This window comes from Acinetobacter sp. WCHAc060033 (assembly GCF_004209125.1).
Classification (GTDB): domain Bacteria; phylum Pseudomonadota; class Gammaproteobacteria; order Pseudomonadales; family Moraxellaceae; genus Acinetobacter; species Acinetobacter wuhouensis.
This window is the reverse complement of record NZ_SGSW01000017.1, coordinates 54,170-66,139: the sequence shown is the minus strand read 5'-3', so window position 1 is coordinate 66,139 and position 11,970 is coordinate 54,170. Positions and strand designations below refer to the sequence as shown.

The window sequence follows — 11,970 nt, the reverse complement described above, 5'->3', positions numbered from 1 at the left end:
TTTAAAAAAGTTATCCATAGCCAACCAAAGTCTTTTTATCATCGAAATTATGCGAAATAATTTAAATTCAAATTTTTACCCAAAATATAGATAGAAAGTTATCCACACCTTCACTCAATCATATCTCCTGCTGGGCTGATTCCTGTAATATCTTCGCATTGCAAACGTGTATTGCCTTGTGGCGTTTGAGTTAAGCGATCTGCCGTTTTCCATTGCGTTGAAAATTGTTGTTTTAACGCTTTACTCACCTGTGATGGTTTTCCTTTAAAAACAATATAATAAGCATCACTTTGTTCTATCGCATAACCTTTTGTCCACACTGAAATTTTAATCACAGGCAATGTAAATTGATTAAAATTCACTGAAAAATCAGTCTGTTGACCATATTTTGTGGGATATGTTTTGACAGCGTTTATCCCACGATAGTTCGCATCATTCAATATGAATCGTTGCCCTTTAAGTACAGATTTCTTTTCACTTTTTTGGGCACTGTAATAGTTCAACAAAAAATCCTGCATTGGATTTGGAGATTCACAATTGATCGCATCCAGTGTCAACAGGGTTTGAACTTGGATATTTTCTTCTGCAAAAGCACTTTCTATACAAAATACATTCATACAGATCAGAATTGTGGATATCTTTTTATTCATTCTGGCTCTTCGTTTTTTATTTTCATGATTTAAATTCAAAACTTTTGAATTCAAATTAATCTCTATCGCATTTCCAAGAATCTAAGTGGTGTAACTGAGTTGTGGATAAGTGACTTTTACACAAAAAATTGTCCTACTCTATTTTTAAATTCAAATCAAATTTTTATAGTTTAAATTTAAAAATATCTCTCAATTCAACCGATTTTGAAGGTGAATTATGCGCTTAATTTAACTATTTTAATTGTGCTTTTCGGTGAAATACAGCGTTTTTCGATCAAAGGAAAAGTGCAGGACAGGCATCATACAGAACTTAAAACAATAAAAAAGCGGTCATTTGAATGACCGCTTTTTTAACACGCTATTTTCGCTTAGATGCTCATATCTTCGCTTAACGCCAATGGATTCGGCAATATTTTTGCCAATTGGCGGCATAAAGTCGTCAATTCAGCTGAATCATTTGGCATTAAAGTAATATGACCGATCTTACGACCTTCACGTTCAGTTTTATTGTAAAGGTGCATGTGCGCGCCTTTTAACGCCAGAACATCTTCAGATTTTGGATACTGACCGATGATATTGATCATGACCGTTGGGCGAACCACTTCAGTTGAACCGAGCGGTAAACCAGCAACAGCACGGATGTGGTTTTCAAACTGTGAACAAATCGCACCTTCAATCGACCAATGCCCTGAGTTATGCACACGTGGTGCCATCTCATTGGCATATAAGCCTTTTTCTGTTACGAATAACTCAAGTGTCAGTACACCGACATAGTTTAAATGGTTCAATAAACGCGTGATGTAATCCTGTGCCACAGGCTGTAAATCTGTGCTGTTTGGCGCAGGTACAATCGAGTGGGATAAGATACCATTATGATGATGATTTTCAGCCAAAGGCCAAGTTTTCACATCACCGTCAATACCACGTACGGCAATGATCGACACTTCACGTGAGAAAGTCACAAAGCTTTCTGCAATCAATTCACCCGCAGGGCCAAGCTCCACCCAAGCTTGATCAATTTGATCTGCTGTACGCAATACAAACTGACCTTTGCCATCATAACCACCACGTGAGGTTTTCAGGACAATCGGTAAGCCGAGTTGTTCAACCGCTGATTTTAATTCATCGAGTGAAGTCACCGCTTTATACGGCGCAACAGGGATCGCAAGCTCATCAAACAGCGCTTTTTCAGACAAACGATGTTGTGCGATCGCCAAAGCCTGACGTGGCGGATGTAAATCTTTTTGTTTGGTCAAAACATCGACATCGATCAACGGTGTATTTTCAAACTCAAGGCTGAATACATCTGCGTTGGCAATAAAATCTTGCAAGCCATTTTCTGCTTTGGTTGAAAATACCTGACCTAATGCAGCAGATGGACAATCTTGGCTGGCTTCAAAAAAGGTGCATTGAATATTTAGGGGCAGGGCAGCTTGTGCCATCATTCGACCCAATTGACCACCACCAAAAATACCGATGGTTTTATCCATAATCTGTGTCCTGTTTTTCGCTTGGCTTGACTGACTGAATATGAAACTGACTCAATAAAAAATCAGTCGATCTTAAATTTGACCTGGAATATTTTTGCTCGCCACTTTATCAGTTTGCGCAGCACGGAATTCCGCAACATTTTTTGCAATTTCTGGACGTGTCAAACCTAAAATCTGTGCTGCCATAATTGCCGCATTGGTTGCACCCGCAGGGCCAATCGCCAATGTACCCACTGCAATACCCGCTGGCATTTGCACGATAGACAGCAATGAATCTACGCCATTCAAAATAGAAGATTTAACTGGAACACCCAATACAGGAAGATCAGTTTTTGCCGCACACATTCCTGGTAAATGCGCCGCACCACCTGCACCTGCAATAATCACTTGAATACCACGTTCACGTGCAGTTTCAGCATATTCAAATAAGCGGTCTGGCGTACGATGCGCAGAAACAACTTCGGCTTCAAAAGGGACACCAAGCTGTTTAAGCATATTGGCAGTGTTTTCGAGAGTCGCCCAATCAGATTGAGAACCCATGATAATTCCAACTAAAGGAGCGTCTTGTACAGCGGCCGCATTCATTGCATATATTCCGTAAACGAATGTAAGGAAGTTTAAAAACTGATGATCAGTGTTTAAATGAATATCAAGAAGCTCGCTATTATAGACTGATTTTTCAGCTCAAGAAAATTTTACAGATAGAGCAGGGCAATATTTTCATTATTTTTTTAGCGAATAGGAATAATTTGGATTGAACTAGGCAATAACATTGAAATTAATTAAGATAGAACAACAACATCTGCAAGAAAATATACAATGAAAAAACTTCTCAGTATTCTTACCCTAGCACTCTGCGCGACTCAGAGCTATTCGGCATTGGTGAATTTAAACACCAATGAATTCAATACAACTTTTAAAAATCTCAATAAAGAAAAAGGCTATATGGGTGAGATCAAAAGTTCTGCACTCACTGGTGGGACGCATGAAAAATTTATCGTGACAGGGAAAAAGGTCACTTATGACAAAGAACCCATTGCCATGACAGGATATTATGTTGGCCCAACTGAGATTGGCAATACCTATTCTATTGCTGAATACCATGTGTATTGCGAAGACCAAGCCTATAATACGGTGATTTCAGGATTTGAGCCGAATGGCGAATTATCTTTTACAACTTTAGATACAGATTATGCCTTTGATTACGAAGATCCAACTGATCGGGATAAAAAGTTTTCACAAATCCTCAAAAAAGCATGTAAATACAAAATAGATTGAGTTTTGACTCATTACTATCATCATTTTAAATCTAAGCGTTGATGTTTCAAATGATGCATCAACGCGTTTAGCGAATCTTCATGCTTTACTGACTTCTAAATACAAAATAAACACAGCCCAGTAAACATAAACCTGCCCATAAATAATCAAGCTTAAATGGTTGTTTAAATAGGAAAATCATAAAAGGAACAAAGACCAAAAGTGTCACCACTTCTTGAGTAATTTTCATCTGTCCCATCGACCAGCCATGTGTTGCCAATAAACGCGTCGCGGGAATCATAAAACTGTATTCAAGTAAGGCAATGATCCAACTCAATAAAATGGCTTTCCACAAAGGCGCATCATGCGGTAAAAATTTTAAATGACCATACCATGCCAAGGTCATAAAACAGTTGGAAATAATGAGAAGTAAAAGAGGGAGAGATAAAGCCATTTTTAGCTCAGATTTTTAGGATGATTATAGATTACACTGCTAATGTCCATCATAATAAATACTAGAGAAAAAATTATTAAAATATGCATTTACTGTTGAACTATCGTTCAGTTAGACAATATATAAGGAGTAAATAAATTGTTAAAAATACTGGAAAAATTACTGTCAAGAAAAGTAAATGCAGACATGCTATTTCTTTCAGAATTATTAACTTACAAAGGTGAAAGTCAAATTTTATTGGTCAACTATTTTGATCAAGTTACACTAGACTATTCACTACACAGCTTAACTTTTATAGATGAATATTTACTGCTTATTCGACAATATTTTATCGAAACTAAATTAAAAAAACTGAATGAAGAAGAACATCAACATTTTATTCAAGATATTGTCACTATCTCTTTAAGAATTGGTGCATATGTAGGTGAAACTATCCGTGAAAATGATCAAAAGCAACAATGGTATTGGATTAAATCAAACAAGAAGAGAAAACTAAATCCAATTTTGCTTAAGGTGACGCAATCTGATCATAAACATTCTAGTGCAATATTAACCAATGGAACACTCTATGAATTTCCAATGAATATCGTGATTGACTTAATTACGCTCCCGCACAAAGAAAAAAATACGCTATCTCACTATGTGGATGAAGTTTTAAATTTAACAAGTCACTCGATTTAAAACATATCTATTTTACGATACAAGAAAAACTATCTTTTCACTTAAACCCTTGCTATCGTTGCTTTCAAATCAAATGAATCACGACAACACCACAACAACAAAGTGATGTGTCAAAAAGAAGTGGAGTGAGAACGAATGCATCTGCATATCTTGGGTATCTGTGGCACCTTTATGGGTTCTTTGGCGTTATTGGCGCGTGATTTAGGGCATAAGGTGACAGGTTCAGATGCAAACGTGTATCCACCGATGTCGACCCAATTGGAAAATGCAGGCATTACTTTAATGCAAGGCTATGACCGTAGCCATTTGCAACCACATCCTGATCTTGTGATCGTGGGCAATGCCATGAAACGTGGTATTGATGCCGTAGAATATATGCTGAATGAAGGTCTACCGTATATTTCAGGACCACAATTCCTTGCAGATCATGTTTTACAAGGCAAACACGTACTTGGCGTCGCAGGAACACATGGTAAAACTACAACCACAACCATGCTGGCATGGGTACTCGATCAAGCGGGTTTAAATCCAGGTTTCTTAATCGGTGGCGTTCCTTTAGGTTTCAGCGAAAGCGCTCGTTTAGGTGGTGGTAAATACTTCTGTGTAGAAGCAGACGAATACGATTCAGCGTTCTTTGATAAACGTTCTAAGTTCGTGCATTACCATCCTAAAACAGCGATTTTAAATAATTTAGAATTTGATCACGCTGATATTTTTGATGACTTAGCAGCGATTCAAAAACAATTCCATCATTTAGTTCGTACCATTCCAAGTGAAGGTCGTATCATCGCGCCAATCACTGAAACCAATATTGATGAAGTATTGGAAATGGGCTGTTGGACACCTGTAGTTCGTACATCTTTAGATGCCAATGACAGCTGTGAAGTCTATGCAGAACAACTCTCTGCCGATGGTTCACATTTCAAAGTACTGCAACACGGCGTTGTGAAAGGTGAAGTGAAATGGACAATGACAGGGCAACATAGTGTTGCCAATGCTTTGGCAACCATTGCTGCTGCTGAACATGTCGGTGTGTCGATTGAAACTGCATGTGAAGCATTGTCGAATTTTGGCGGTGTAAAACGTCGTATGGAACTTTTGGATACGGTCAATGGTATCGAGGTCTATGATGACTTTGCCCATCATCCAACGGCAATTGATACCACACTTGAAGGCGCGCGCAAGCGTTTAGGTGAACGTAAACTGTGGGCGATTATTGAGCCACGTTCAAACACCATGCGTATGGGCTCACACAAAGATGGTTTGGCACATTCTGCACGTTTGGCAGATGAAGTAATTTGGTATCAACCTGAAGGCTTAGATTGGGATTTGCAGCCTGTGATTGATGCTGCACCGAATAAAGCGGTGATTGCACGTACTTTGGATGACATCATCCAAACTGTGGTTGCTGAAGCAGGCGAGGGCGATGCAGTCGTGATCATGTCAAATGGTGGTTTTGGTGGCTTGCATCAAAAATTACTTGCGGCGTTGAAAGCAAAATAAATATTTGTGATTGAAAACCCGCTTTCGCGGGTTTTTTAATGTGTCATGGGCGAATCTGTACCCATATATTTAAACTCATTTAACTTAATCCAACCTTCCACCATTTCATTTTCTAAATCCTGCCGCTTACTGTAATACATGACATAAACCCACTCTTGATGCGCTTTATCTTTATACAAATCATAAGCAGTGACACTATCTCCATGAATAATAAATAAACCTTTAATTTTACATTCAGCCAAAGGTGCTGAATGGAAATACACTCGTTGTTTAGATTGAACGACTAATCCCCAACGTGGAACGATTGGAACAGCTTGCTTTTCAACTTGTTCATTCATTTTTGAACAATCTATAGCAAATGCAAAATGTGCACTTAAAAGCAATGTGAATCCTAAAATTAGCTGTTTCAACATTACTCAATACCTCTTTTAATATTGAACATATTTTATTTTGCTACCGCAACATAATCATCTAACTTTTTAAAATCCTTTAATTTTACCCAGCCTTCAATCAAATCGTCACTATCATCGGCATCATGCTCGGTATTGATATACATCACATAGACCCATTTTTCTTGTGCTTTATCGGTATAAAGTGAATAAGCAATGACATGATCATTTTGAATAAGATAATCATCCACCATTTTACATACCGCTTTAGGTGCAGAATGGAAATACACCCGCTGTTTAGATATAACTGACAATTCCCAACGTGGCTGAATTTCTTGCTCATATGAATATGTTTTTAAGTCCGAAACTAAACAATCCGAAGCAAAAATCAATGATGAATTCAAACTCAATAAACTGATAAACAGCATTTTTTTAAACATTTTTAATCTTCTAACCGAATTTCTATAACGCTTTTACTATATTTCATCGTTCTTATGTTAAATATCACGATAGATTCTAAAATATGGTGCCCTTTTGTGAAAACGTCACAAGTTGGATAATTTTATCGCGTTTTATATGCTGGCTCACTATTGTCTATTTTCAATAATAGACTGACAAAATCCTGAATATTTTCATTATTTAATTGATAAGGTTGAAACTTTTCTAAACCAAGTTTTGCAAAAAAACGAGAAATTTTTGTAGAGTCTTTGACATATTTCATCGACCATTTTGAAAAATATAACTGTTTCAATGGCTGATCTGGAAAACGATGTAAATTTATATGTCTTTGATCATTTGAGATTCTTCCATATAAATCATCTAATACAGCCTGTTGTCCTTCTAAACACTGAAAAAAAACACCTTCAGAATAATACAGCACGCCATAAATTTGATGTTCCTGATTAAATTGTCTTGCCGTAGACAAAATATCACTGAGATCTTCTAATAAATTTTTATCATGCTCCACTCGCGTACTGACATAACAGAGTCTAATAAACATGCTATTTCCTTTATTTATATCATTCTAATTTAATGTGTTTTAGATTTAATTTTTGATTCAATCATTTTCTTCTAAACTCGAATATACAAGAACTTTCCCTGAATAAAAAGCCCATTTACACAGCGCGTATATGCAATCGGTCATCTCAAAAAAATAGCCCAACATATGGGCTATTTATCTTTAAACATACTTAACTTTTTATATTACGCCACGACATCTGAAAAACTTTTCTCACGGCGAAACATCACTTCAACATAGGAACAAGTCGGTACAATTTTAAGCTGTTTCTGACGTGCAAAATCAACTAAAACATCCAATAATTGGCGTGCCATACCTTGACCACGAAGTGAATCATCTACCCATGTATGGTTGGCAATAATTTTTTGCTCTCCACTCCAGACATAACTGATCTCAGCAATCCGTTTGCCTTGCTCATTGTCGAGGTAAAATTCACCATTGTGTTGATTATCTACATGTTGGAATTGCATCATTATTTCTCATCATTCTTTATGGCACATTTCAACTGTAACAAAGTGATCTTAAGATTTCAAAACATCACGAATCGATGGATCTTTATCAAACACAGATTTGGCAAAAGGGCACAAAGGAATAATTTGGATATTTTTTTGACGTGCCATATCAACCACTTGATCAAGTAGTTTGCGCCCAACACTTTGACCACGTAATTCATCTTCAACCGTAGTATGATCAATGATCAGCATGGTTTCACCTGCCCATGTATATGCCATTTCAGCCAAATGGTGATTTTCTTCACCAATATAAAATTCACCCTTTTTACCATTATCTTGATGTTTAATTTCTAACATGGTCATTACTCTTATTTTGTTCAATTTTTTAGATTTTAAAAAATGCCACAATTCAATTTGAATTATTGTTAAATTTTGTCGGACAAACTCTAATTTTTATATCAAAACTCAACTTAACATTTAAAAAAAATCAGCCTAAAATTTAGGACTATTCTTTTAAATTCTTGACTATGTCAGCCTCTACTCCCCAAAATCCTATGCCACAACCTGCTCCCAGTGAAACTCAACAATGGATCAGTGTGATTAGTCTGGCTTTCGCTGCATTTATTTTTAATACCACTGAATTTGTTCCTGTTGCTTTACTTAGTGATATTGGAAAAAGCTTTGCCATGCCTGCAACAGATGCAGGCATCATGATCACCCTATATGCATGGGTGGTTGCTCCTATGTCATTGCCAATTATGCTGTTAACCAAAAATATTGAACGGCGCTTTTTACTGATCGCACTGTTTTCTGTTTTTGTCGTGAGTCATGTTTTATCTTACTTCTCATGGAGTTTTAATGTGCTGTTGCTGAGTCGTATCGGCATCGCATTCGCCCATGCACTATTTTGGTCAATTACCGCATCATTGGCGGTGCGGGTTGCACCTAAAGGCAAAGAATTACAAGCTTTGGGCTTACTCGCTACAGGCACGGCATTAGCAATGGTCTTAGGGATTCCATTTGGGCGAATGATTGGTGAAACCTATGGTTGGCGTAATACTTTTGCGCTGATTGCCATCGGTGCAACACTTGTGTGCTTTATTTTGGCAAAAACCTTACCCAAATTACCAAGTGTCAATTCGGGGTCACTCAGCAGTCTGAAACAGTTTTGGCAACGCCCTAGCTTGTTGATGGTATTTGCCTTAACCGTGATTGTAGTGACGGCACAATTTACCGCCTATAGCTATATTGAACCATTTGCCTTAAATATTGCACATTTAAGCTCATCACAAACCACAACGTTATTGCTAGTTTATGGTGTCACTGGTTTTCTTGGCTCTTACTTATTTGGAAAATTTGCCCGTAAATATCCAAAATTTCCAATCCCATTAAGCAGTGCTGTGATTGCCGCTGCGATGTTATTGCTCATTCCGCTGTCTACAAACTTCATCAGTTTCAGCGTGATTTACGGGCTTTGGGGCATGGCAATTATTTGTTTCAGCCTTGCGCAACAAGCCAAAACTTTGGATTTTGCTTCAGATGCAACAGATGTATCTATGGCAATCCATTCAGGTTTATACAATGTCGGTATCGGTGCAGGCGCTTTGATCGGTGGTCTTGCCACAACAAACTTTGGTTTGAATCAAATCGGTATTGTCGGTGGAATCATTGCAGTGATAGGGACATTATTGGCATTGGTTTTGGTACAACGTAAAGACTTTTTAACGGGTATTAAATAAACAAATAATTTGCACATTGCTTATAAATATGCGATTCTGTGCGCATATTAAGAAATCAACGATTTCTTAAACCCAATTTGTTGAACAAGGGGAGTAGCCTCCCATCAGACTATCGTCATTACGCATTTTTTCTGATTGAGATAAAAATGCCGGTATCTGAGCATTATCCGCATAAGATAATGTAGGCAAGACCTTGATCATGTTGATACAGATGTTTAATCATCTGGCAACTGATCAAGGTTTTTTTATGCCTGATTGATTGCCAGACTTGGAGAATTTTATGGAATCCATTGGCAATCCATGGCTATATCTGGCGTTCTTTGCCATCGTCAGTGTCATGTTACTGATTGACTTTCTTGGTTTTAAACAAAAAGAAGGGCAAGAAGTCAAAGTCAAAACCGCAGCCTACTGGAGTATTGCATGGGTTACGGTTGCAACACTTTTTGGTGGCGGCTTGTGGTTTTATCTACAACAAACCGCAAGCGTGACCATCGCCAATGCCAAAACTATGGAGTATTTTGCAGGTTATCTGCTGGAAAAATCCCTCGCAATTGACAACGTTTTCGTGTGGATGATGATCTTCGCGGCATTCAGTATTTCACCTGCACTGCAACGTAAATTATTACTTTACGGCGTACTCGGTGCGATCGTGTTAAGAACCATTTTTATTTTTATCGGGGCATGGTTCGTTCAAGAGTTCTCTTGGATTCTCTATCTCTTCGGTGCATTCCTCGTCTATACAGGTTTTAAATTCCTCAAAGGTCAGGAAGAAGAAGACAGCAATATCGAAGATATGGCGATTTTAAAATGGTTACGTAAACACATGCGAATCACGCCACAGCTCGAAGGTGGCAAGTTCTTTGTTCGTCAAAATGGTGTACTGTGGGCAACCCCATTATTCCTTGTATTGATCTTGGTTGAAGCGTCTGATGTGATCTTTGCGGTTGACTCAATTCCTGCGATTTTTGCTGTCACCACTGACCCGTTCATTGTACTCACAGCAAACTTAATGGCGATCTTGGGCTTACGTGCGATGTTCTTCTTATTGTCAGGTGCTGCATCGAAAATGCATTATCTACCCTATGGCTTGGGTCTGATTCTTGTGTTCATCGGCTTTAAGATGCTCATGCTCAATGTGTTCCACATGCCAATTTGGATCTCGTTAAGTTTCATTGTGATTGTCTTGACGATTACAGCAATTCTGTCAATTCGTCATAGTAAAAAATATAACGAAACGACGTTGTAAGACGATTGAAAATACTGAGCCTTCCGAATGGAAGGCTTTTTTATTCCACATAAAAACAGTAGATTAGTGATACAGCGAAATAAGAGAATAAAATGCACGATGCATGTTTAACCATTAACTTTCAAAGCAAAAATGTATCCATTGATGGACGAGCGATTACTTTAGAAAATTTGATCAATGGGTTATTTCATACTGAATTTAATCAAGAAAAACAGCTTTGGACTATTAAAAATACTTTCAAAATATATGGTCATACGGGCAATAATATCTCTGTTGAACAACTGCCAACAGGGCTAAAATTTTTTATTATGCTTTGGGCTGAAGAAGGGCATTTAGTCGATTCTAAAATCGTAAAAAAGCTTAAATCTAAACTCAAAGTTAAAATTGAGCATAATTCTAAAGTATCTATACTCGATACAGCATGGGCAAAAGCATCGCTAGACTATGATATTCGATATAATGGTATTACGTTTATCTTAGAAAACTAATCTATGATTTCTAGTCTATTCCAACGCTCAAAAAACCGTTTAGATTGCACACGCTCTAAGAATACTTCGTGACTCACCAAACGGTCATTCCAACGCAGTTTGAGTTCAAACAAATCATTTAAACCAAATGGCGCAATGATCTCCAGATCATCATTTTTCAATAATCGTACTGCAATTGCAGTCGCAGTTTCTGGCCAAGTTGCAAGTGCTTCTGCTAATGATGAATATTGTGCAACAGAGCGACCATCATCAGTTGTATACCAAGTATGAACAAAGGCTTGATTGACCACATCCCATGTATTTTCAGGAAACTTTTGAACAAGTAAATGTGTTAATCGTTGCTGTTCATCTTCAATAGCGTTTGTATCATAAAAAATCACATCAATCTCAGTCTGCTCAATGAGATAGTGCTGATCATGCAAAACTGACCACACCATATTGCGAATAACGCCAGCGCTTAAATAAGCAGAAGGATTTATTTCTCTGAGAAATTTTAAACGAAGTAAAAATACAGGATGTGCATAGATGATCTGCTTCAAATCTTGTGAATATTTCATGCCTTGCCGCCTATCTCGAATGTCTATTTTGAAATAAAACGTTCCA

Annotated in this window: 16 protein-coding genes; 6 read left to right on the top strand and 10 right to left on the bottom strand. The window is 37.5% G+C overall.

Going from position 1 to position 11,970, the window contains the following annotated elements; all coding sequences use genetic code 11:
* Window positions 1-110: 110 nt before the first annotated feature.
* The 3 genes from EXE10_RS09595 to purE all read right to left on the bottom strand — a co-directional run bounded on the left by EXE10_RS09595 (window position 111) and on the right by purE (window position 2,725).
* The gene (locus tag EXE10_RS09595) at window positions 111-650 is read right to left on the bottom strand and encodes a hypothetical protein (RefSeq protein ID WP_130113205.1); all 540 of its coding nucleotides are present in this window, start codon (window positions 648-650) and stop codon (window positions 111-113) included.
* A gap of 368 nt (window positions 651-1,018) precedes the next feature.
* The gene (locus EXE10_RS09590) at window positions 1,019-2,140 is read right to left on the bottom strand and encodes a 5-(carboxyamino)imidazole ribonucleotide synthase (protein ID WP_130113204.1); all 1,122 of its coding nucleotides are present in this window, start codon (window positions 2,138-2,140) and stop codon (window positions 1,019-1,021) included.
* Window positions 2,141-2,212: 72 nt separating this feature from the next.
* Window positions 2,213-2,725 (bottom strand): 5-(carboxyamino)imidazole ribonucleotide mutase, encoded by a 513-nt coding sequence (gene purE / locus EXE10_RS09585; protein ID WP_068974186.1) that lies wholly within the window; start codon window positions 2,723-2,725, stop codon window positions 2,213-2,215.
* Between the two features lie 234 nt (window positions 2,726-2,959).
* Here purE and EXE10_RS09580 point away from each other — a divergent pair, with 234 nt between their 5' ends.
* Complete coding sequence (locus EXE10_RS09580; protein ID WP_068974185.1) at window positions 2,960-3,418, top strand: hypothetical protein; 459 nt, start codon at window positions 2,960-2,962, stop codon at window positions 3,416-3,418.
* Between the two features lie 85 nt (window positions 3,419-3,503).
* Here the strand turns inward: EXE10_RS09580 and EXE10_RS09575 are convergent, their stop codons facing one another.
* Window positions 3,504-3,851, bottom strand: coding sequence for a DMT family protein (locus EXE10_RS09575; protein WP_068974184.1), 348 nt, complete (start codon window positions 3,849-3,851; stop codon window positions 3,504-3,506).
* Window positions 3,852-3,989: 138 nt separating this feature from the next.
* Between EXE10_RS09575 and EXE10_RS09570 the strand changes: the two genes are divergently transcribed.
* Window positions 3,990-4,532 carry a hypothetical protein gene (locus tag EXE10_RS09570; protein WP_130113203.1) on the top strand — a complete coding sequence of 181 codons (543 nt, stop codon included), beginning with the start codon at window positions 3,990-3,992 and terminating at the stop codon, window positions 4,530-4,532.
* A 135-nt stretch (window positions 4,533-4,667) separates the two neighbouring features.
* Window positions 4,668-6,035 (top strand): UDP-N-acetylmuramate:L-alanyl-gamma-D-glutamyl-meso-diaminopimelate ligase, encoded by a 1,368-nt coding sequence (mpl, locus tag EXE10_RS09565; protein WP_130113202.1) that lies wholly within the window; start codon window positions 4,668-4,670, stop codon window positions 6,033-6,035.
* Window positions 6,036-6,070: 35 nt separating this feature from the next.
* On the opposite strand, the gene EXE10_RS09560 is transcribed toward mpl, so the two are convergent.
* The 5 genes from EXE10_RS09560 to EXE10_RS09540 form a co-directional block, all read right to left on the bottom strand.
* Window positions 6,071-6,448: a hypothetical protein gene (locus EXE10_RS09560; RefSeq protein ID WP_087553611.1), complete on the bottom strand. Its 378-nt coding sequence runs from the start codon at window positions 6,446-6,448 to the stop codon at window positions 6,071-6,073.
* 32 nt (window positions 6,449-6,480) lie between these two features.
* The gene (locus EXE10_RS09555; protein ID WP_130113201.1) at window positions 6,481-6,864 is read right to left on the bottom strand and encodes a hypothetical protein; all 384 of its coding nucleotides are present in this window, start codon (window positions 6,862-6,864) and stop codon (window positions 6,481-6,483) included.
* 122 nt (window positions 6,865-6,986) lie between these two features.
* Window positions 6,987-7,424: a BLUF domain-containing protein gene (locus tag EXE10_RS09550; protein WP_130113200.1), complete on the bottom strand. Its 438-nt coding sequence runs from the start codon at window positions 7,422-7,424 to the stop codon at window positions 6,987-6,989.
* A gap of 203 nt (window positions 7,425-7,627) precedes the next feature.
* Window positions 7,628-7,912, bottom strand: a complete 285-nt coding sequence (locus tag EXE10_RS09545; RefSeq protein ID WP_130113220.1) for a GNAT family N-acetyltransferase — start codon at window positions 7,910-7,912, stop codon at window positions 7,628-7,630.
* A 51-nt stretch (window positions 7,913-7,963) separates the two neighbouring features.
* On the bottom strand, window positions 7,964-8,251 hold the full coding sequence (locus EXE10_RS09540) for a GNAT family N-acetyltransferase (RefSeq protein WP_068974178.1): 288 nt from the start codon (window positions 8,249-8,251) through the stop codon (window positions 7,964-7,966).
* 170 nt (window positions 8,252-8,421) lie between these two features.
* Here EXE10_RS09540 and EXE10_RS09535 point away from each other — a divergent pair, with 170 nt between their 5' ends.
* From EXE10_RS09535 to EXE10_RS09525, 3 genes are all read left to right on the top strand, one after another.
* Window positions 8,422-9,633 (top strand): sugar transporter, encoded by a 1,212-nt coding sequence (locus EXE10_RS09535; protein WP_130113199.1) that lies wholly within the window; start codon window positions 8,422-8,424, stop codon window positions 9,631-9,633.
* Between the two features lie 280 nt (window positions 9,634-9,913).
* Window positions 9,914-10,879: a TerC family protein gene (locus tag EXE10_RS09530; RefSeq protein ID WP_130113198.1), complete on the top strand. Its 966-nt coding sequence runs from the start codon at window positions 9,914-9,916 to the stop codon at window positions 10,877-10,879.
* 92 nt (window positions 10,880-10,971) lie between these two features.
* Window positions 10,972-11,367: a hypothetical protein gene (locus EXE10_RS09525; protein WP_130113197.1), complete on the top strand. Its 396-nt coding sequence runs from the start codon at window positions 10,972-10,974 to the stop codon at window positions 11,365-11,367.
* Here EXE10_RS09525 and EXE10_RS09520 read toward each other — a convergent pair.
* Window positions 11,364-11,924 (bottom strand): nucleotidyltransferase family protein, encoded by a 561-nt coding sequence (locus EXE10_RS09520; RefSeq protein WP_130113196.1) that lies wholly within the window; start codon window positions 11,922-11,924, stop codon window positions 11,364-11,366. The genes EXE10_RS09525 and EXE10_RS09520 overlap by 4 nt on opposite strands.
* Window positions 11,925-11,970: the final 46 nt, after the last annotated feature.

Excerpts from the sequence above, each read along its gene's own strand:
- EXE10_RS09595 (WP_130113205.1), bottom strand. The coding sequence starts at position 650 with ATGAATAAAAAGATATCCACAATTCTGATCTGTATGAATGTATTTTGT.
- EXE10_RS09590 (WP_130113204.1), bottom strand. The coding sequence starts at position 2,140 with ATGGATAAAACCATCGGTATTTTTGGTGGTGGTCAATTGGGTCGAATG.
- purE (WP_068974186.1), bottom strand. The coding sequence starts at position 2,725 with ATGAATGCGGCCGCTGTACAAGACGCTCCTTTAGTTGGAATTATCATG.
- EXE10_RS09580 (WP_068974185.1), top strand. The coding sequence starts at position 2,960 with ATGAAAAAACTTCTCAGTATTCTTACCCTAGCACTCTGCGCGACTCAG.
- EXE10_RS09575 (WP_068974184.1), bottom strand. The coding sequence starts at position 3,851 with ATGGCTTTATCTCTCCCTCTTTTACTTCTCATTATTTCCAACTGTTTT.
- mpl (WP_130113202.1), top strand. The coding sequence starts at position 4,668 with ATGCATCTGCATATCTTGGGTATCTGTGGCACCTTTATGGGTTCTTTG.
- EXE10_RS09560 (WP_087553611.1), bottom strand. The coding sequence starts at position 6,448 with ATGTTGAAACAGCTAATTTTAGGATTCACATTGCTTTTAAGTGCACAT.
- EXE10_RS09555 (WP_130113201.1), bottom strand. The coding sequence starts at position 6,864 with ATGTTTAAAAAAATGCTGTTTATCAGTTTATTGAGTTTGAATTCATCA.
- EXE10_RS09550 (WP_130113200.1), bottom strand. The coding sequence starts at position 7,424 with ATGTTTATTAGACTCTGTTATGTCAGTACGCGAGTGGAGCATGATAAA.
- EXE10_RS09545 (WP_130113220.1), bottom strand. The coding sequence starts at position 7,912 with ATGCAATTCCAACATGTAGATAATCAACACAATGGTGAATTTTACCTC.
- EXE10_RS09540 (WP_068974178.1), bottom strand. The coding sequence starts at position 8,251 with ATGTTAGAAATTAAACATCAAGATAATGGTAAAAAGGGTGAATTTTAT.
- EXE10_RS09535 (WP_130113199.1), top strand. The coding sequence starts at position 8,422 with ATGTCAGCCTCTACTCCCCAAAATCCTATGCCACAACCTGCTCCCAGT.
- EXE10_RS09530 (WP_130113198.1), top strand. The coding sequence starts at position 9,914 with ATGGAATCCATTGGCAATCCATGGCTATATCTGGCGTTCTTTGCCATC.
- EXE10_RS09525 (WP_130113197.1), top strand. The coding sequence starts at position 10,972 with ATGCACGATGCATGTTTAACCATTAACTTTCAAAGCAAAAATGTATCC.
- EXE10_RS09520 (WP_130113196.1), bottom strand. The coding sequence starts at position 11,924 with ATGAAATATTCACAAGATTTGAAGCAGATCATCTATGCACATCCTGTA.